Annotated in this window: 20 protein-coding genes; 5 read left to right on the top strand and 15 right to left on the bottom strand. The window is 35.6% G+C overall.

Annotated elements, in window-relative coordinates; all coding sequences use genetic code 11:
* Positions 1-187: 187 nt before the first annotated feature.
* The 3 genes from G4D61_RS04835 to G4D61_RS04825 all read right to left on the bottom strand — a co-directional run bounded on the left by G4D61_RS04835 (position 188) and on the right by G4D61_RS04825 (position 4,078).
* Positions 188-1,678, bottom strand: a complete 1,491-nt coding sequence (locus G4D61_RS04835) for a leucyl aminopeptidase (RefSeq protein ID WP_035355076.1) — start codon at positions 1,676-1,678, stop codon at positions 188-190.
* Positions 1,679-1,770: 92 nt separating this feature from the next.
* A complete protein-coding gene (gene spsC / locus G4D61_RS04830) occupies positions 1,771-2,385 on the bottom strand; it encodes a stationary phase survival protein SpsC (RefSeq protein WP_163173333.1) in 615 nt (204 codons plus the stop codon).
* A 475-nt stretch (positions 2,386-2,860) separates the two neighbouring features.
* Positions 2,861-4,078 (bottom strand): NAD(P)/FAD-dependent oxidoreductase, encoded by a 1,218-nt coding sequence (locus G4D61_RS04825; protein ID WP_268978339.1) that lies wholly within the window; start codon positions 4,076-4,078, stop codon positions 2,861-2,863.
* 683 nt (positions 4,079-4,761) lie between these two features.
* Between G4D61_RS04825 and G4D61_RS04820 the strand changes: the two genes are divergently transcribed.
* The gene (locus G4D61_RS04820) at positions 4,762-5,757 is read left to right on the top strand and encodes an NAD(P)/FAD-dependent oxidoreductase (RefSeq protein ID WP_025727063.1); all 996 of its coding nucleotides are present in this window, start codon (positions 4,762-4,764) and stop codon (positions 5,755-5,757) included.
* A gap of 40 nt (positions 5,758-5,797) precedes the next feature.
* Here the strand turns inward: G4D61_RS04820 and G4D61_RS04815 are convergent, their stop codons facing one another.
* Together G4D61_RS04815 and G4D61_RS04810 are read right to left on the bottom strand one after the other, a co-directional pair.
* Positions 5,798-6,160 carry a HesB/IscA family protein gene (locus G4D61_RS04815; RefSeq protein WP_025727064.1) on the bottom strand — a complete coding sequence of 121 codons (363 nt, stop codon included), beginning with the start codon at positions 6,158-6,160 and terminating at the stop codon, positions 5,798-5,800.
* Positions 6,161-6,234: 74 nt separating this feature from the next.
* A complete protein-coding gene (locus G4D61_RS04810; RefSeq protein WP_025727065.1) occupies positions 6,235-6,558 on the bottom strand; it encodes a YuzD family protein in 324 nt (107 codons plus the stop codon).
* 134 nt (positions 6,559-6,692) lie between these two features.
* On the opposite strand from G4D61_RS04810, the gene G4D61_RS04805 reads away from it, so the two are divergent.
* Positions 6,693-6,929 (top strand): NifU family protein, encoded by a 237-nt coding sequence (locus G4D61_RS04805; RefSeq protein ID WP_025727066.1) that lies wholly within the window; start codon positions 6,693-6,695, stop codon positions 6,927-6,929.
* A 59-nt stretch (positions 6,930-6,988) separates the two neighbouring features.
* On the opposite strand, the gene yutH is transcribed toward G4D61_RS04805, so the two are convergent.
* Entirely contained in the window at positions 6,989-7,993 is a 1,005-nt protein-coding gene (gene yutH, locus G4D61_RS04800) for a spore coat putative kinase YutH (protein ID WP_163173331.1), read from the bottom strand.
* Positions 7,994-8,149: 156 nt separating this feature from the next.
* Here yutH and G4D61_RS04795 point away from each other — a divergent pair, with 156 nt between their 5' ends.
* Positions 8,150-8,653, top strand: a complete 504-nt coding sequence (locus G4D61_RS04795; RefSeq protein WP_025727068.1) for a phosphatidylglycerophosphatase A family protein — start codon at positions 8,150-8,152, stop codon at positions 8,651-8,653.
* Positions 8,654-8,733: 80 nt separating this feature from the next.
* Here the strand turns inward: G4D61_RS04795 and G4D61_RS04790 are convergent, their stop codons facing one another.
* Both G4D61_RS04790 and G4D61_RS04785 read right to left on the bottom strand, forming a co-directional pair.
* Positions 8,734-9,498 carry a 5' nucleotidase NucF gene (locus G4D61_RS04790; RefSeq protein ID WP_163173329.1) on the bottom strand — a complete coding sequence of 255 codons (765 nt, stop codon included), beginning with the start codon at positions 9,496-9,498 and terminating at the stop codon, positions 8,734-8,736.
* 96 nt (positions 9,499-9,594) lie between these two features.
* Positions 9,595-10,032, bottom strand: a complete 438-nt coding sequence (locus G4D61_RS04785; RefSeq protein WP_163173327.1) for a DUF86 domain-containing protein — start codon at positions 10,030-10,032, stop codon at positions 9,595-9,597.
* A gap of 251 nt (positions 10,033-10,283) precedes the next feature.
* Between G4D61_RS04785 and G4D61_RS04780 the strand changes: the two genes are divergently transcribed.
* Complete coding sequence (locus tag G4D61_RS04780; protein WP_025727071.1) at positions 10,284-10,589, top strand: hypothetical protein; 306 nt, start codon at positions 10,284-10,286, stop codon at positions 10,587-10,589.
* Between the two features lie 54 nt (positions 10,590-10,643).
* Here the strand turns inward: G4D61_RS04780 and G4D61_RS04775 are convergent, their stop codons facing one another.
* On the bottom strand, positions 10,644-10,919 hold the full coding sequence (locus G4D61_RS04775; protein WP_025727072.1) for a YutD family protein: 276 nt from the start codon (positions 10,917-10,919) through the stop codon (positions 10,644-10,646).
* A 223-nt stretch (positions 10,920-11,142) separates the two neighbouring features.
* The gene (lipA, locus tag G4D61_RS04770; protein ID WP_025727073.1) at positions 11,143-12,072 is read right to left on the bottom strand and encodes a lipoyl synthase; all 930 of its coding nucleotides are present in this window, start codon (positions 12,070-12,072) and stop codon (positions 11,143-11,145) included.
* 174 nt (positions 12,073-12,246) lie between these two features.
* Between lipA and G4D61_RS04765 the strand changes: the two genes are divergently transcribed.
* Positions 12,247-13,251: a M23 family metallopeptidase gene (locus G4D61_RS04765; RefSeq protein WP_367613759.1), complete on the top strand. Its 1,005-nt coding sequence runs from the start codon at positions 12,247-12,249 to the stop codon at positions 13,249-13,251.
* Between the two features lie 21 nt (positions 13,252-13,272).
* Here the strand turns inward: G4D61_RS04765 and yunB are convergent, their stop codons facing one another.
* The 5 genes from yunB to sufB form a co-directional block, all read right to left on the bottom strand.
* On the bottom strand, positions 13,273-14,001 hold the full coding sequence (gene yunB / locus G4D61_RS04760) for a sporulation protein YunB (RefSeq protein WP_025727075.1): 729 nt from the start codon (positions 13,999-14,001) through the stop codon (positions 13,273-13,275).
* Between the two features lie 53 nt (positions 14,002-14,054).
* Positions 14,055-14,357, bottom strand: coding sequence for a YunC family protein (locus tag G4D61_RS04755; RefSeq protein WP_025727076.1), 303 nt, complete (start codon positions 14,355-14,357; stop codon positions 14,055-14,057).
* 74 nt (positions 14,358-14,431) lie between these two features.
* Positions 14,432-15,817, bottom strand: coding sequence for a bifunctional metallophosphatase/5'-nucleotidase (locus G4D61_RS04750; RefSeq protein WP_025727077.1), 1,386 nt, complete (start codon positions 15,815-15,817; stop codon positions 14,432-14,434).
* 214 nt (positions 15,818-16,031) lie between these two features.
* Complete coding sequence (locus tag G4D61_RS04745; protein WP_025727078.1) at positions 16,032-16,568, bottom strand: CBO0543 family protein; 537 nt, start codon at positions 16,566-16,568, stop codon at positions 16,032-16,034.
* 271 nt (positions 16,569-16,839) lie between these two features.
* Positions 16,840-18,237, bottom strand: a complete 1,398-nt coding sequence (gene sufB, locus G4D61_RS04740) for a Fe-S cluster assembly protein SufB (protein WP_025727079.1) — start codon at positions 18,235-18,237, stop codon at positions 16,840-16,842.
* Positions 18,238-18,255: the final 18 nt, after the last annotated feature.

The raw sequence follows: 18,255 nt of genomic DNA, 5'->3' as shown, positions 1-18,255 counted from the left end.
AAAAAAGGCAGTTTGTTGTCTGAACTAGAACAACAAACTGCCTTTTTTCTGCCTTTGCTAAATCAATTTATATAAAAACGTAAGATTTTCAGTGGCCTCCGTGCAGCGCCGAGGGGGCTCAGCATCTGCCCGCGGAAAGCGAGCATCCTGAAGCGAAGATCAACAACTCCTTTTTTAAAAAAAGAAATTAAAACCTTTCAACTAATGTTGCAAGTGTTCGAACCATTACACCTGTTGCACCTGCTGGACCAAGATCATGATCTTTATTAACTGTAGCTGTTCCTGCAATATCAAGGTGGACCCAAGGAGTATGCTCAGCAAATTCTCCTATAAATGCCCCACCCATAATGGCATGACCTTCTCTACCTGGAGAATTATTTAAATCAGCGATAGAGCTATTTCTTACCCGCTCACGATCAGATTCAGTAATTGGAAGTCTCCAAATAAATTCTCCACTTTCTAAAGAAGCTTCAAGTACTTGTTCAAAAAATGCCTCATCATTCGTCATTGCACCTGTCTTATCCAAACCTAGAGCAGTAATTACACCGCCTGTCAATGTAGCAACATCAATAAGATAGTTTGCTCCGTGATGTTGGGCATAAGTTACAGCGTCAGCTAAAATAAGTCTTCCTTCCGCATCCGTATTCAATACTTCAATCGTTTTTCCACTAAAACTTGTGATAACATCATCAGGCTTAAATGCATTGCCGCTAATCATATTATCTGTTGAAGGAATAACCGCCACTACATTTTTCTCAGGTTTTAATTCGCCGATGATTTCCATAGCTCCTAAAACTGCTGCAGCACCGCCCATATCTGTTTTCATACCGACAATGCCCGCTTTTGTTTTAAGAGAATATCCCCCTGTATCGAACGTAACCCCTTTTCCTACTAGGCCAATGACATCGGTCCACTGTTCTTTCCCTTTATATTTTAATACAATCATTTTTGGAGGCTCTACTGATCCTTTATTGACAGCGAGCATCGCCCCCATTCCAAGTCTTTCCATATCTTCTTTTTCTAAAATTTCAAGCTCAAATTGATATGTATCAGCTAATTGCTTTGCATAATCTGCTAAATCTGAAGCTGTCAAAAGATTGGCAGGTGTGTTTACTAATGTTCTTGCAGAGTTGGTCGCCTTTCCATAAGCATAACCAGTTGTGCAAGCAGCATTGATTTCTTGCTGATCATATTCACTAAAGATATCGATTTTTTCAATATTCACATCTGGAATATTTGCCTGTTGCTTATATCCAGCAAAATGATATGTAGCTAAAGGAAAAGCTTCACTGATGATATAAGTCACATCATCAAAAGGCAACGTTTCGGTTATAAAGCTATCAAGAACAATTCCTATTGATTTCCATTTTTGTTTTTGAGCATGCTTAAATGCTCTTCCGAAGGCTTTTTTTAACTGCTCTTCCTTTAAATATTTCGGATTTCCTAGCCCGATAAATACTAAACGTTTTACAGACATGTTTCCTAATGTATGAATAATAGATAACTGTTTACATTTGGCGGAAATATCTCCTTGTTTTACTAGCTCCGTTAGTTGCCCGTTAAACATGCTATCTAATTGAGCTAACTGACCATTAAATTTTTCTGGTACATTTTGAACACCAATAAATAAACAATCATCTTCACTTGTAAATGGATTTTTATTATGTACTTCAAACATTGTTTTCACCTCAACTCTATTATATCGTACTAGCAACAAGAAACATTCGATTTTTTACATCAGATATAAAAATAAGCGCAATTGTATTTGCGCTATTCTACCTCTGATTTTATATATTGTTGTCGGTATACTTGCATTGCCTTATTTTCATTTAAATGTGTAAGATCCTTCTCAGTTAATTTCCCTTTTCCCATTTTTACAATATAGACATCTAATGTTTGCTTTCCCCATTTGTTATAAACATCCGATACTGTTTTATAATACAGGTCTAAATGATTTCCTTTAATAGCAGAGCCTGTATCAGCAACGACTCCGTAACCGTAACCAGGAATAAAAAGAATCGTTCCAATCGGAAAGATATTCGTATCCGCAGCAATGGTTGAATATAAATCTCTTTTCACTTTCACTCCTGAGTACGTAATTCCATAACCCGGTTCGTTCGGTGTTTTGCCAGTCGATTCAACTCCGGCTGTATATCCTGTTGCTACTACTTGTTTATGGGGATATTCCTTGCTCCAATTATACGCATCTTCTAGAGACTGTGTTTTCTTTTGACTCGATGTTGTTCCTTTTTCGATGTTTTCTGATTGGTTATAGGCATTAATTTCACGGGCATCGACTCCAGAAATTGTTTTAAAGCACGAAAGTAACGCAAAGACAAGCAGTACAGCCATAATAAGTCGTTTTAACCATTTTTTCTTGTTCATGTATTCACTCCTCCCAATCTATTCCTTTCCAAATCAGGATCGAAATATGCATGAGAGAAGTGTCTATATATGGAAAAACATAAAATTTTCCATATATTCAGTTATCAAAAGTCAAAAGAGAAAAAGTTAAAGTGTAACGACCAAGCCTTTACTTCATCAATAAAATGCTTCTTTTCTCAACCATTCAAGAGTTATAGGATGGTATAAAATGAAAAGAAAGCTGTTTTTGTAAACTTTATTGTTTTTTTACAAAAAAGAAGATGGTGTTCGCTCCAGGAGTCTCGCATCCTTCTGCTCCATTCATCTTGATAAACAACTGACCTCATCTAATAAATAGCAATAAATTTTTAAAGGATGTTCTTTTATACTTGTTATTTTCCTTTTAAAAAAGGTTGATTTTCGCTCCAGGACACTCGCTTTCCACGAACGGGTGCTGAGCATCCTTGAATGTACACTCGTATCTTTCCCTTTCTATTTATGAAAAAAATTTAAATTTTCCCTTTTTTAATACTAAACTTGTACCACCAATTAAAAACAATGCACGATCATCTACGACTTTTTTCATGACAGAAGCAGTAGTACCTTTTAATTTTTTACCATAAACGACACCAATGGCATTATCTTCTCCAAGCGAGCAAACCGTGCCTTTATCATCAAAAACAAAATCCTCAAGATCTGCTTGACCTTTAACAAGTTTAACAAGATTACGAGCACATGTAACCCCTTGCTGCATAGCAATTTGAGCTGTAGGAGGATATGGACGATTGTTTTCTTTATTGATGATATATGAGCAATCACCAATCATAAAAATATTTGGGTAACCTGGAACCGTTAGATCCAAATTCACTTCTACACGGCCTCTTATGTGTTCAAAGCCTGAATTGACAATGACTGAATTACCTCGTACACCAGCAGACCAAATCAATGTACCAGCTTCTATTTTATATGGCTCTTCTTCCCCGTTCTTTTTCCCAATTATGACACCATCTTTAAGAGCTTTTTGTACCATTGTTCCGAGATAAAACTGAACCCCTTTATGCTCTAAATAAGATAATGCATAATCTGCAAGTTCACGATCAAATTGTGGCAGGAACACAGAACCGGCTTCCACGCAAATAATGCGAATGCTTTCTTGCGGAATATTATATTTCTCACAAAGATTTGGTATTTGATTTGTTAATTCTCCTAGAAATTCAATTCCAGTAAATCCTGCTCCACCAACAACAATTGTCACATACTTTTCATTCTGTTCTTTTGTATACATTGCAAATTGTTGTTCAATATGTTCGCGTATTCTTCTCGCCGCATTCACATCGGTAATGGCTAATCCGTAATCTTTCAACCCTTCAATTCCAAACGTTTCTGAATTAGAACCTAATGCAACGACAAGATAATCATATGTAATTTCACCTTGATCTAATATAACCTTATGTTCGTCTTTTTTGATCACTTGCACTTCGCCTTCAATAAATGTTACTTTATTGCGATTCAACACTCTCTTAATATCATAACGTACCCTTTCAGGTTCTAAAGTACCGGCGGAAACTTCATGAAGCCATGTCGTTTCATAATGATAATGATGTTTATTGATTAATATAATTTCTGCTTCTTGTGCTTTTAGTTGTTTTTGCAAACGAGTTACGGTCATTAGTCCACCATAGCCTGCACCTAAAACGACGATCTTTTTCTTCAATGCTTTCTTCCCCCTTATCGCATTTACAACTACTACATGCTTCACATGGATGAAACCGCTTAAAAAAAGTCATATTTAAAACATGTGACCGGCAATAAAAACTTTCCCATCTAAATAAGTTATACTTTATTCCCCATATGCATAACATGTGATTTTTTTCACTAGTATCCTTATGCATTAGAGTATCTTTTATCCTATATATGACACAATTATCCTCTAACATCATATATTTTTTATATCCGTTTTTCAATATATAATTCAATTTTAAAAGAAAAGAAAAACTTTTCCTAAATAATAATTATTTCTGACTTTTTACACAAATTACTTCAGGATCTCCCGCTGACACGCTAATCATTTCCTACACTTAAATTAATATGCCGTTGCAGCAAAAATAAATGGCAGCTCTTCTTAAATAGAAGGGTGACGATTTCCCCTTCAGTGGCTCGCTACCCCGGACGATCCGTGAACCTTTTCGGCATGCGCCTGTGGGGTTTAACGTAGACGCTCCAATAATAATGAACAGAAATCTTAACAAAAAACGAATATGATCAATCCTAATGATCATGGCGATGAAATTATTTTAAAAAATGAAGCCTATTTCATAAAAGCCCCGGTTTTTAAAATAGAAAAATTTCATAAATATGCTATGATGGAGAAGAATGATTTGTATTGGAGGGATTTCTTTGAAGGAAGATCAAACCGTTTATGATATTACGATCATTGGTGGAGGTCCAACTGGACTATTTACCGCTTTCTACGGAGGATTGCGGAAAATGTCCGTTAAAATTATTGAAAGTCTGCCACAATTAGGTGGCCAACTCTCAGCCCTTTACCCTGAAAAATATATATATGATGTCGCTGGATTTCCAAAGGTTAAGGCAATAGATTTAGTGAATCGCTTAAAAGAACAAGCAGAGATGTTTTCACCTACTGTATGCCTTGAACAATCGGTAAAAACGCTTGAAAAAAATGATGAGGGCATTTTTACATTAACAACCGATAAAGAAATCCATCACTCAAAAGCAGTTATCCTTACTGCGGGAAATGGTGCTTTTCAACCTCGCCGTTTAGAAGTTGAACATGCTTCTCAATATGAGGGGAAAAACCTTCACTATTTCGTCAACGATTTAAATCAATTTGCGGGTCAAAAAGTAGCCATTCTTGGCGGCGGAGATTCTGCAGTTGACTGGGCTTTAATGCTTGAACCAATTGCAGAAAAAGTAACACTCATTCATAGACGTGATAAATTCCGGGCACACGAGCATACAGTTGAACAACTGCAAAACTCTCGTGTTGATATTAAAACACCATTTGTTGCCAGTGAAATTGTTGGCGATGGACAAGCCATCTCTCAACTTGTCATCGAAGAAGTAAAAGGCGATGCAAAAGAAACGATTGAGATTGATGCTTTAATTTGTAATTATGGCTTTGTCTCTTCATTAGGTCCAATTAAAGAATGGGGATTAACGATTGAGAAAAATTCAATTGTTGTAAACTCGAAAATGGAAACAAATATACCTGGAGTCTATGCCGCTGGTGATATTTGTACATTTGATGGAAAAATCAACTTAATTGCAACAGGATTTGGTGAAGCGACAACTGCTGTAAGTTCCGCAAAAATGCATATCGATCCAAAAGCCCGCATGCAGCCTATGCATAGTACATCTTTATTCGAATAAAAATAAGGACCTCGATCATTGTGATCTAGGTCCTTTATCATTAACATTTTTCAGGTGTACCAGCTTTTGTTGCTGTTTTAAATGATGATCCACAACCGCATGATACGATCGCATTTGGATTATCAATTGTAAATCCGCCGCCAAGCATCGATTGCTTATAGTCAATTTTTGTTCCTGTTAGAATAGGGGCGCTTTCTTTATCCACTAATATTTTAATACCATATTGTTCGCTTTGCTCATCGCCGTCTTTTACTTCATGATCAAATGCCAAACCATATGATAAACCGCTGCATCCTCCGCCATTTACAGCAACACGAAAGTATGCACCTTCTTCATTATTTTGAACCATCATATCTTTAATTTGTAATGCAGCTGCTTCCGAAATCGTTACAACATTACTCATCATTCGCACCTCCTTCTTTATGTTTATTATAGTCTTTGCGTCATTGATACACAATCATCGTGTCTTATATGCGATTAATTAGTAGTATAGCCGTAGTTTTCCATTTTCAAAAAGATATCTTTTAATTTAGGATTGCCCTCCGCAACTATTTCCCCTTCAATTAAAACAACTGGATAAAACAGATCATCCTCTATAACTTGTTGAGCAAAAGATAGTGCTTTAACTTCATCTGGTGGATGAAATATATCAACATATTTCATGATAAATGGTTGATTTGGATATTTTCGGGATATCGCCGCTTCTAGCCATTCATACGTATCTTTAGACGATGGTGAGTTCACACAGCTAGCACATATTTGATCTGCACCATAAACTTCAATGGTCACGCATTTCTCCATCCTTTTCACCCCTTTTCTTCATTTTACACAACGGAGAAAAAAAGGAAAATATTCTATAAAAATTTACTGGCACCATTTAATAGATTTTTTTTTGATGCTTGATTATAATGAGAATATGGAAAGGAGCGATATGAATGGCTGAACAAACAATACATGAACAAGTACAAGAAGTATTAGATAAATTACGCCCATTTTTACTTCGTGATGGCGGTGACTGTGAACTTATTGACGTTGAAGATGGAATTGTAAAACTTCGCTTATTAGGAGCATGCGGTAGCTGCCCAAGTTCTACTATTACGCTTAAAGCAGGGATTGAACGTGCTCTTTTTGAAGAAGTCCCTGGTGTTGTCGAAGTGGAACAAGTATTTTAATACAAAAAAGTCTAGCATGACACATCAATATGATGTGTACATAATGCTAGGCTTTTTTATTATTTTAGCCAGCCTACGAGAGGGATTTTTTCTCTTCTGACAGGGACTCGTGCCAATTCATAGAAATCCCCTAAAAAGTTCTCATATTGTTTAGCATCCCGTATAATTTTTTGGAGCTGATCCTCGAAATATTTTTGATCTCTTTCTGAATGAGATAGAAAATATTCTTCTACACATTGAAAAAAATGCAGGGGAAATAATAAACGTGCATAAATAAATCGCCACGAAAAAGATGATAACGGAGATATTGATTGATACTCTTGTAAAAATGTTTGGATTTCAGGTATAAATGTACGTTGTTTTCGTACATATTCTTCGCGGATCTTCTCAGCAATATCACGGCTTGCATGATCGAAAACCCAATCAAATGGCTGATGAATCATATACCGCTTTCCCCATACTCCTCGATGAAATCTTTCATGGCAAATTGTCCCAGCATCCTCATCTGTTGGGGTATCATCTAATTCTGTATCGACAACATATTGGATAGCATTTTCACATAGACCAATATAATAGGGAAAAGCTTCGACAAACAGCTGTTCAAATGGACTATCAGGATGTTCTTCAACTGTTTGATACCATACTCTTTCCATCTGCTGTAAACGTTGCTCCCAAAATGTTTTCCATTGCCCCATGCGATTTGTATGTTGAATATTTACAGGGATTGATCTTCCTCTAACATGCATTTTAGCCAATTTTCTCCCTAGATGCTGATAGTCCACTTCTTTCAAATAGCGATTTTCCAATAGAACGTAATCAATATCATGATCTGTCACAAGGAATTTTTCATCCTTTGCCGGATAAAAAGTCGAAACATATCGATCCCCTGTCGTCATAAGGTGATTCGACATTTCATATAATTCAACTAACACATTCTCGTCAACATTAGTAACTGGAACAAGTGTATACAATCGATCTTTAAGTTGGTATCGTACTTGCTTTCCATCAAAAAAGGATTTTTCCGGTATGATGTTGAAATATTTCTTAAGCAAGGCTTGTGACATCGTCTTCTCTCCTTCATCAATCATAATAAAATCGCGTCTCTAGTTCTTATATATATGATATGAGGGTAAAGACAAATGCTTGCTATATTTCATAAAATCGACAGGAATGTCCATGATAAGATCATAGTTCATAATCATAATTCAGAAGGTGATAAAATGGAAAATAAACAACAAAAGGATATTTCAGAACAAATTGCACGTCAAAAGCTAAAAGAACGCGGGGTAGAAATAGAAGACATTGCAGAACTTGTGATGTATTTACAAAATAAATATTTTCCCGATTTGACAATAGAGGAATGTATAGAAAGTGTCAATCGTGTACTTGCGAAACGTGAAGTACAAAATGCGATTGTAACAGGAATTCAATTAGATGAATTGGCTGAAAAAGGACTTTTAGATGAACCGCTGCAAAGTACGATTGCCCGGGATGAAAGTTTATACGGAATTGATGAAATTCTCGCATTTTCAATTGTAAACGTATATGGTTCCATCGGATTTACGAATTATGGTTATATTGATAAACAAAAGCCGGGAATTTTAGCAAAACTAAATGACCATTCTAATGGATCATGCCATACTTTTTTAGATGATATTGTCGGCGCCATTGCTGCTGCTGCCTCAAGCCGCCATGCACACCGGGCTGCACATGAAAGTCAATAAATTGCCTTCCTAAAAAAGGGCAAACTTTACCCTTTAATATTAATAAAGAGTAAAGTCTGCCCTCTTAGTAATATGTTATATTAAACTTCCCATTGATCTAAAGAATCAATAACATATGTTGGTTGAACATCTTTTGTTTTTAATATTTCTTTCGTTGTAACTCCAGTATGAACAAGTAACGTATCCATTCCAGATTTTACACCTGCTAAAATATCGGTATCGTAATTATCACCGACCATAATAGTTTCATCTTTTTGTGTGCCAATATAACTCAAAGCTTGTTCCATTATAATCGATTCAGGTTTTCCGATAAAGATTGGTTCTGTTTGTGTTGCCACAGAAATAACGGAAGTAATCGCTCCATTACCAGGCAATAATCCTCGCTCTGTTGGCAAACAAATATCACCATTTGTAGAAATAAATGTCGCTCCATTCCGTACAGCGATACACGCAATCGCAAGTTTTTCATAATTAATCTCACGATCAATCCCAACAACAACATAATCAGGACGATCCTCCGTTAAAGTAAAGCCTTTTTCTTTAAGCGCTGATTTAATCCCTTCCTCACCAATCACATAAACAGAAGCATCCTTCTTTTCATTATAGATATACTGAGCAGTTGCCATAGATGTTGTAAAAACTTGATCTTCTTCTGTCGGTATATCAAAATCTTGCAGTTTTTTCGCTACTTGCTTAGGCGTCCGTGATGAATTATTTGTAACAAATAAGTATGGAATGCCTTTCGCTTTCAAGCGGTTTATAAAATCTCCCGCCTCTTCTATTTTTTCTGTTCCACGATACATCGTACCATCTAAATCAATTAAATAAGCTTTATATTCTTTCATGCTATAATTCCTTTCTAGATTCATTCTAAGTTGTCGGCAATAATGGATTGGTAAGACCTTGTTTGAAAAGTTGTGTTTAACGTTGCATGCTCATCATTATTTTTTAAATGCTGTAACAGGACCTAACTCATTTATTAAATATTTTCTAACACATGTAGGAAAACTTTCAAGTGAATCAAGATTTTCAATCAATAATTGATAAATTTCTGCTTGATCAATTGATGTATATTGACGTACAAGTGGTTTCCGATATGCAATAACCGCTCTTAACTGTTGGGCCACTTCATTTTCAATGACTTTTTCATCTTCGAGAATATCAATAATGTCCTCATAGCTTCCAGGATCCCGCATAATAAATCCATCAATCATTGCATTACCTACGTCAATAATTGATTCAATGATTGTTTCCGCTATTCTTTCAAGCGCTATCTTTTCTACTTCAGTCTTCCATTCCCGCTTTGCTTTAATCAAATCAATCATTTTTTCCATATATTTTAAAATTTCTTCAATTTTTTCACGATCAACAAAATACATACCGACTCACCTTCTATTTGATCTCTTTATTATTTTATCATAAAAATGGAAAAGCTCTTTTCAAAAAGATTGCTGTTTAAAGAAATAATTGATTTTCGCTTTAAGTGTTCGATTGTTGCGGGTGGTCCAGGAGCCTCACACTTTCCAGTCTAATCCCCTTTATGAACGACTTAAAATGTTGCTGTCCATTTCTTGCTCTTCGGATAATTTATGAACAACCGCAAATAATATGAACGGAAAGGAAGATTTTTATGGAAAAATATGATCACATTGATAAAGAAAATATACCCTATACTGACTTTTCAAATGTAGAAACGGAAAAAAATTTTTTCATTCCTGAAGATCTGCCGGAAGGGCCTTATGGATCTCCAAGAGGAATTGATACGCCTGTACAAGGAAAATCGAGTCCGTGGAAAAAAGGCAATCGACCTTATAGCGCCTTTAATTATGAATTTAAATCATTTCATCAAGATTTACCAAGGGAATATCCAGGCGCCCACCCTACACATGATGACGGGGCAGTGAATCAAGAGCCTCCTTATGATGAAAGTAATTAATGTTGATACTACAAAGGTTTGACACCATTTACAAAAGGTGTCAAACCATATTTATCATCCTTCCACTTTTTGGACAACAAAATAGGCACATCCGAAGTTACAATACTCATATAAATACTCTGTCAATGTGCTAATTTTTGTATCAAAGGCTGCTTTTGGATTTTGATCATCATAAAAGCCGCGTAATCTTAATTGATTATAACCCCAATCTCCCACAATGTAGTCATATTTTTCTAATATTTCGCTATATCGATTTCGAAATGCCTCTTCATCAAAACCATCTCGAAACTCTTTTATCACTTCATAATGTTGATTATGAATATGGATCATTTCAATCACTCCAATTATTCTGCTACAATAATCCTAGTATACACTACTATTGATGATCTTTGTTTTGATGACCATGTAAAAAATTGAGCGTCCATGATTATTATATAAGCATAAATAAATGAGCACGAAAAAGCAAAAAAAGGCATCTCATAATAGGGTAAAAGCATTAGCTTATTTACTATTGATTCATTTGCTAACCAGACCCTTATGAGACACCTTTTTATTATACTTCCTGTGTCCGTTGTTGTTCCTCAATTTTACCCATAATATGTTTAACTTGTGCAGCTGCATTTACTTGCTCATCGGCATGGTAAGAAGAACGAACGAGCGGTCCTGCTTCACAATGACTAAAACCTTTGCTCATAGCAATTTCTTTTAATTCTTGGAATTCATCTGGATGATAATATTTTTGTACCTTTATATGTTTTTTTGATGGCTGTAAATATTGACCGAGCGTTAAAATATCTACATCATTTGCTCTTAAATCATCCATCGCTTCAATTAATTCTTCTTTTGTTTCCCCTAGACCAACCATGATGCTTGATTTTGTTGGAATATCTGGTTGCATTTCCTTTGCCCGTTTTAAAAATTCCAATGAACGATCATATTTTGCACGAGCCCGTACTCTCGGAGTTAATCTGCGAACGGTTTCAATATTGTGATTTAAAATATCCGGTTTTGCATCCATAAGTGTATATAAACTATCATAGTTTCCAGCTAAGTCAGACGGTAGTACTTCCACTGTAGTAAAAGGATTTTTGCGGCGAATTGCCCGAATCGTTTCTGCCATGACTGAAGCCCCGCCATCTTTTAGATCATCACGTGCAACCATTGTGATGACAACATGTTTTAAATTCATTTTTTGCACTGAATCTGCTACACGTTCTGGTTCTTGCCAATCTAATTCAGATGGAAGACCTGTTTTAACTGCACAAAAACGACAAGCACGTGTACAAACTGCCCCTAAAATCATAAATGTAGCTGTACGACGTGTTCCCCAGCATTCATGAATATTTGGACATTTTGCCTCTTCACAAACCGTATGTAAATTTTCACTGCGCATCATTTGTTTCAAACCAGTGTAATTTTTATTTGTATTTAACTTAATTTTCAGCCAATCGGGTTTACGTAAATATTCTTCCGTTTTACTCATTTCTCATCATCTCCACAAAATTGTTGTGCGTGTTTTTGCCTTCACTATCACTTTACCATATGAATTTTACTTTATACAAGAAAACGTCAGCGGATTTCCAAAATTTTATACTTATGAAAAAACACTTCTATCAACAAAATAACAAAAGGATATTATAAAGAAGAGGTGTGAATTGTGCATAAAGCATTACTAATTAGCTTGCTTCTATTTCTTTTTTTTCCGAATATCGTGAATGCAGCAGAACTATCAGATCGTGAGAAAAATAAAAAAAGAATGGAACTGTTCACTTCAATGGAAACAATTACGCATATTCCATGGTACTATTTAGCAGCCATTGATCAATATGAAAAAAGTATTCGTGCCGTCCGCGATGATCTTCCAAAGACAAATGGACTTATTTCTATTTATATGCCAAATGATAAATGGGTAGGCCCACTTAATCCAGACAAAAATGATCGCGCCCCGCTCTCTATTGCCCTTTTTAATGGTATGGGAAAAGACGGGAATGGTGATCATAAGGCAGATCAAACGAATGACAAAGATCTATTATATACGATAAGCTCGTTTCTATTACAATATGGTGTAGATGATGATAATATGAAAATTGCTTTATGGAATTATTATAAGCGTGATAAAACAGTATTGATGATTTTAGAGAAAGCAAAAATATATAAGAAATTTCATACCCTCAATCTAGATGAGCATTCATTCCCTTTGCCATTACAATATAATTATAGCTATCGAAGTACATGGGGAGATAGCCGTGGCTGGGGAGGCAGGAGAATTCATGAAGGGACAGATATTTTTGCTGATTATGGTGTTCCAGTCCGTGCAACTTCTTATGGAATTGTAGAAATGAAAGGATGGAATAAATACGGCGGATGGCGAATTGGCATTCGAGATTTAAACAACACATATCACTATTTTGCCCACTTAAGCGGCTATGCAAAAAATATTAAAGTGGGTCAAGTTGTAAAACCAGGAATGGTCATTGGCGGAGTAGGTAGCACTGGTTACGGTCCAAAAGGGACTTCTGGAAAGTTTCCTCCACATCTGCACTATGGTTTATATAAAGATAATGGACGAACAGAGTGGTCTTTTGACCCTTATCCATCTTTAAAGAGATGGGAAATATTCGATAAACAACGTAAATTAAAAAGCAAACAATCCCGCTCTTAAAATGACGGGATTATTTGCTGCTTATTTTGAACTTTTTGGTAGCTCAATTGTCGGGTTAGTCGATTTACTATCCCCATTATAAAACTGCGGGACGTCTCCTTTTTCATTGCTCATCATTAATGGCACATCACGTGAATACGTAATCGTATGAGAAGAAAACGGAATGACCACTTGCATCTTAATTTTCATTTTAAAATAAATATAGAAGAGGGCATTATTAATCCCATATTCTTCCTTTTTTACTTTAAAATCTGTGCTTTCTAAGTCCCCCACCATTTGAAATTGGACAGGAATATTCGGCCCTAAGTTCCCAAGTAAAGCGATATTTGTTACTTTACCGAGAGGAACTGAAAAAATCTCATTTTTTGACTGATCCCCTTTTCCAAAACCATCATCATGGGCAATTTCTTCCAACGATTGAATTTTTCCTGTTTCAATTTCTTTAAGATCTTTAATAATATCATTTTCAATACTTGCCTGAACGACGTTTAATGTTTTTACGTCAACTGAGTTTAATTGATTTTTTAGATTTTTATTAGCAATATTATCCTCAATTGCTTGATTAGTTACATAGGCTGCTAATTTCTTTGTTTCCGAATCTGCATACTTCATTAAAGTTGGTTCAATGCCTTTATCAATGATGACAATACTTATGATCGTTGAAAAAATAAAAAAGGCAAAAGAAAGAAGCAGAACATATCTCATTGGCAAGGGTCCTCGCCGGGGTCTTCGTGTTCGAAACTTCCCCATCAAAAAATCCCCCCTTACAAGCTATTTCTATGCTTGAAAGAAGGAATTTATTTCTAAACCATTTTTAATAAAGCTTCTTTTCCGATCATTCCAACATGAATGCCAAGTTTTTCAGCCTCAAAGGTAATCGACTCAAGTGGCGATTCTAGCAATTGCTCAATCGTTTTAACTCCTACCGCCCTGCCAGCAACGATATGACGATCCTTTAATTGACTGTTTAGTAAACCAACATCGAGGGCTCCACACATAATGTAGCCTTTATCATTGGATATCGTTAATAGATTTGTCTTTGGTAATTTTACTGATGTTGCAATAAAAGTATGATCTTCTAGCTGGATTGGAAAAACGTTGATCATTTTTATTCCGCTCCTTTAATCAAATAGTTCACATAATACTGTATGTCGCGGAATGTGTTTCGTGCTTTTACACATTATAATGAAGTACAACGTTTCGAAGTAGGATATACATTTTGTAATTTCCACGCTAAAACATCTCTTAAAAATTCTGGCATAAAATACTGTTTTTCTGCCTCATGAATATGCGGAAAGAAATGTCCAAATGTGTACATATCAATTGTCCCAAGTTTATAAATATGATCTAATTGCAGTGGACGATTTTTAATATAAATTTGTTGTTGATCAAAGCGGATATCGTGATAGATAAATTTCCCCATAATTTTCCCACGAAACCCCAGACCTTTTAATTCCATATTGACCCATTTTGGATCTAATGTCGCGCGCAGTATATCATGCAATTGTTCACCTGTTAAAGTAATTAAGCAAGGATTAATGGGATGAGGAAGAATCCTGTGAATATCAAATTTTGTGACTGTTCCTCTTTGTAAATGATCCAATACTAAGCCTGCATTTAGAAAGGCACAATCAGCCCCACACCATTCGTTAATGGCCTCACAAAGAAGCTGTGCTAAAGGGGATTCCGTAAACCAATCCGTTGTCAACGTCTCTGGAAGATGCACAACCTTAGTGCTTAATAAACGTTTGCCTTCGATGTTATATTGCTGAATTTCATTCATTTCACCAGATGGGGCTGGCAATTGACTAGTTTCAAATAATATCGCAGATTTATTAACAGCCTTTTTCGCTTCTACATCAATATCTAGTTCCACATATCCTACATAACGGCCATACTTTCCTGCAGCAGCAAGGATCGATTGATTCACATATTCTCCATCCAATAATACATGATGGGTATGACCACCGAGAATAACATCTACCTCTGGAAATAACTTTGCAATTGTTCGATCATCGTGTATTCCTAAATGGGAAAGAACAACAATAACATCCACATGCTTGTTCAATTCTCGCAGTTGCTTACCCAATTCCTCTAAAGGCTCGGAAATAGTCCATCCTAAAAGCTCATATAATTTTGTAAATGGTGCTGTTACAGCTACTACACCAATTTTGACGCCATTTTTTGTTGTGTATACTTTATATGGTTGAACCCAATTAGGACGCAGTTGTTGCTCATTAAACAAATTAGCAAGAATGACATCAAACTGGGCATTCTCATACAAAGTATTTAATGCCTCATGTGGCAAAGTTATGCCTTCATTATTTCCGATCGTAACGGCATCATACCCGGCTTCATTAAGTAAAGTAATATTTCCCTTTCCGAGCGTTCCTTCGCTAAAAGGATGCCATCTGTCTACGTGATCACCAATATCAAAAAGAAATACACTCTCTCCATTTATGTTGTGCATTTGTTGTCTCTGTTGTAATAAAAGGCGAATTTTTGGCCAGTTTTCAAAATGACTATGAACATCATTTGTATGATAAATATGTATCGTTTCAATCATTTACTATTCCCCTTATAGTAAGGATAAAGGACAAGAAAAATTTCCAGTACAATATTTACATATGTTTATATTGTTTATTTTACCACGATTAATTGAATACCGTGAGTAAAGTGCAAAAGAAAAACCCGCTTTCATTCAGAATTTAAGCGAGTTGCTCATTCTCCATGTCGTTTCATGTAAGCAGTCAATATTTTAATCCAATCATTTGACTATACTAATGTTCTTTCAGCAAATTGACAATTCCATATATAAAAAATGAAATAAGCACAAAACCTACAAAAGAAAAGGCATGATTCCAATTATTTAATGTAAGCAATTTTAGTTTAATAAAAATTGGTTCAATGATAAATGAAAAACAGCCAGCAGCAATAACCGTACTTATTATGTAGGCAGTAAAATTTGTACTGAGTTGATATACAAACATAAATGTAACGGGGATCACTGTGAGATCCGCTGGAAAAAAGGGCAGCATCATTGGCAGTACTTTATTAGGATACCCCCAGAAAATGGCATTCACACCGATTAAATCCAATATGATAGAGATTACCGCCCACATTAACCCGTAACATAATAGTTCAATACTTCTCGTTCTATCTCTGAAATGATTCCATAAAAGCCATGGGAGCGTTGCAGACAGTAACAAAAACCACCACTTCCATGAAGTAATATTATCATTAACCCAATGAGAACGGACAGTCCCTATCAATAGTTCTCTCACTTGAAGTACTTCATCAAATGAAGGGTAATTCAATTAAAAAACTCCTTTCAATATGAGAAGTTATTCACAATCTTAAATAGAGTGAAGAACACGATCCCAAAAATAATAGCTCATCACCACTTACTGTCATTCTTTCTTAAATAAGAAGGTTTTATGTATAAAATGAGGAATTGGTTGCTATTTTTAAAAAAATAATGAGGCTATGCTGTCAGCAGCTTCTGTATGTCAATATAGGGAATCCCATCAGTCATTTACGCAAAGAAAAAACCCTTCGATAATTCGAAGGGTTTTGAATTTACTACTATTATCCAATAGAACCTTCCATTTCGAACTTAATCAAACGGTTCATTTCTACTGCATATTCCATTGGTAATTCTTTTGTAAATGGTTCAATGAATCCCATAACGATCATTTCAGTTGCTTCTTGTTCAGAAATTCCACGGCTCATAAGATAGAAAAGCTGTTCTTCAGATACTTTTGATACTTTTGCTTCGTGTTCCAAAGAGATATTATCATTTAAAATTTCATTATATGGAATCGTATCAGAAGTAGATTGGTTATCCATGATAAGTGTGTCACATTCAATGTTAGCACGGGCACCATCAGCTTTGCGTCCAAAGTGAACAATACCGCGATATGTTACTTTTCCGCCATGCTTAGAAATAGATTTTGAAACAATTGTGGAAGATGTATTTGGTGCCAAATGGTACATTTTTGCACCAGCATCTTGGTGTTGACCTTTACCAGCAATTGCAATTGAAAGCGTCATACCACGAGCGCCTTCACCTTTCAATAACACAGCTGGATATTTCATCGTTAACTTAGATCCAATGTTACCGTCAATCCATTCCATCGTCGCGTTTTCCGCACACACCGCACGTTTTGTAACTAAGTTATAAACGTTATTTGCCCAGTTTTGAATCGTTGTATAACGGCAGTAAGCATCTTTCTTAATAATGATTTCTACAACTGCACTATGAAGCGAATTCGTCGTATAAACAGGAGCTGTACATCCTTCAACATAATGTACAGAAGCACCTTCATCAACAATAATTAATGTACGTTCAAATTGTCCCATATTTTCAGAATTAATACGGAAGTATGCTTGTAGTGGCGTATCCACTTTCACACCTTTTGGAACATAAATAAAGGAGCCGCCTGACCAAACAGCAGAGTTCAAAGCCGCAAATTTATTATCTGTTGGAGGAATGACAGTTGCCCAATGTTCACGGAAAATATCTTCATTTTCTTTCAAAGCAGAGTCAGTATCTTTGAAGACAATACCTAATTTTTCAAGATCTTGTTTCATATTATGATACACAACTTCAGATTCATATTGAGCAGAAACCCCAGCTAAATATTTTTGTTCAGCTTCCGGAATCCCTAACTTATCAAATGTATTTTTAATTTCTTCAGGAACTTCATCCCAAGAACGACCAGATTGTTCAGTAGGTTTTACATAATAAGTAATTTCGTCAAAATTTAGTGCAGATAGATCTCCACCCCATTGTGGCATTGGTTTATTATAAAAATGCTCCAATGATTTCAAACGAAAGTCAAGCATCCATTGCGGTTCTTCTTTCATTCGTGAAATTTCTTCGACGATTTCTTTTGTTAGTCCACGTTTAGCACGGAAGATTGAAATATCTTTATCGTGAAAACCATACTTATAATCGCCAATTTCAGGCATTTGTTTTGCCATTTTTCTTCACTCCTCCAC

It is taken from the genome of Heyndrickxia ginsengihumi, assembly GCF_011008565.1.
In the GTDB taxonomy this organism is placed as follows: domain Bacteria; phylum Bacillota; class Bacilli; order Bacillales; family Bacillaceae_C; genus Weizmannia; species Weizmannia ginsengihumi.
Note: the sequence above shows the minus strand (reverse complement) of the source record. Positions and strands in the feature narration are given on the sequence as shown.

What these genes read in the sequence shown, in the direction of transcription:
- G4D61_RS04835 (WP_035355076.1), bottom strand. Translation starts at nt 1,678, where the DNA reads ATGTTTGAAGTACATAATAAAAATCCATTTACAAGTGAAGATGATTGT.
- spsC (WP_163173333.1), bottom strand. Translation starts at nt 2,385, where the DNA reads ATGAACAAGAAAAAATGGTTAAAACGACTTATTATGGCTGTACTGCTT.
- G4D61_RS04815 (WP_025727064.1), bottom strand. Translation starts at nt 6,160, where the DNA reads ATGAGTAATGTTGTAACGATTTCGGAAGCAGCTGCATTACAAATTAAA.
- G4D61_RS04810 (WP_025727065.1), bottom strand. Translation starts at nt 6,558, where the DNA reads ATGGAGAAATGCGTGACCATTGAAGTTTATGGTGCAGATCAAATATGT.
- G4D61_RS04805 (WP_025727066.1), top strand. Translation starts at nt 6,693, where the DNA reads ATGGCTGAACAAACAATACATGAACAAGTACAAGAAGTATTAGATAAA.
- yutH (WP_163173331.1), bottom strand. Translation starts at nt 7,993, where the DNA reads ATGTCACAAGCCTTGCTTAAGAAATATTTCAACATCATACCGGAAAAA.
- G4D61_RS04795 (WP_025727068.1), top strand. Translation starts at nt 8,150, where the DNA reads ATGGAAAATAAACAACAAAAGGATATTTCAGAACAAATTGCACGTCAA.
- G4D61_RS04790 (WP_163173329.1), bottom strand. Translation starts at nt 9,498, where the DNA reads ATGAAAGAATATAAAGCTTATTTAATTGATTTAGATGGTACGATGTAT.
- G4D61_RS04785 (WP_163173327.1), bottom strand. Translation starts at nt 10,032, where the DNA reads ATGTATTTTGTTGATCGTGAAAAAATTGAAGAAATTTTAAAATATATG.
- G4D61_RS04780 (WP_025727071.1), top strand. Translation starts at nt 10,284, where the DNA reads ATGGAAAAATATGATCACATTGATAAAGAAAATATACCCTATACTGAC.
- G4D61_RS04775 (WP_025727072.1), bottom strand. Translation starts at nt 10,919, where the DNA reads ATGATCCATATTCATAATCAACATTATGAAGTGATAAAAGAGTTTCGA.
- lipA (WP_025727073.1), bottom strand. Translation starts at nt 12,072, where the DNA reads ATGAGTAAAACGGAAGAATATTTACGTAAACCCGATTGGCTGAAAATT.
- yunB (WP_025727075.1), bottom strand. Translation starts at nt 14,001, where the DNA reads ATGGGGAAGTTTCGAACACGAAGACCCCGGCGAGGACCCTTGCCAATG.
- G4D61_RS04755 (WP_025727076.1), bottom strand. Translation starts at nt 14,357, where the DNA reads ATGATCAACGTTTTTCCAATCCAGCTAGAAGATCATACTTTTATTGCA.
- G4D61_RS04750 (WP_025727077.1), bottom strand. Translation starts at nt 15,817, where the DNA reads ATGATTGAAACGATACATATTTATCATACAAATGATGTTCATAGTCAT.
- sufB (WP_025727079.1), bottom strand. Translation starts at nt 18,237, where the DNA reads ATGGCAAAACAAATGCCTGAAATTGGCGATTATAAGTATGGTTTTCAC.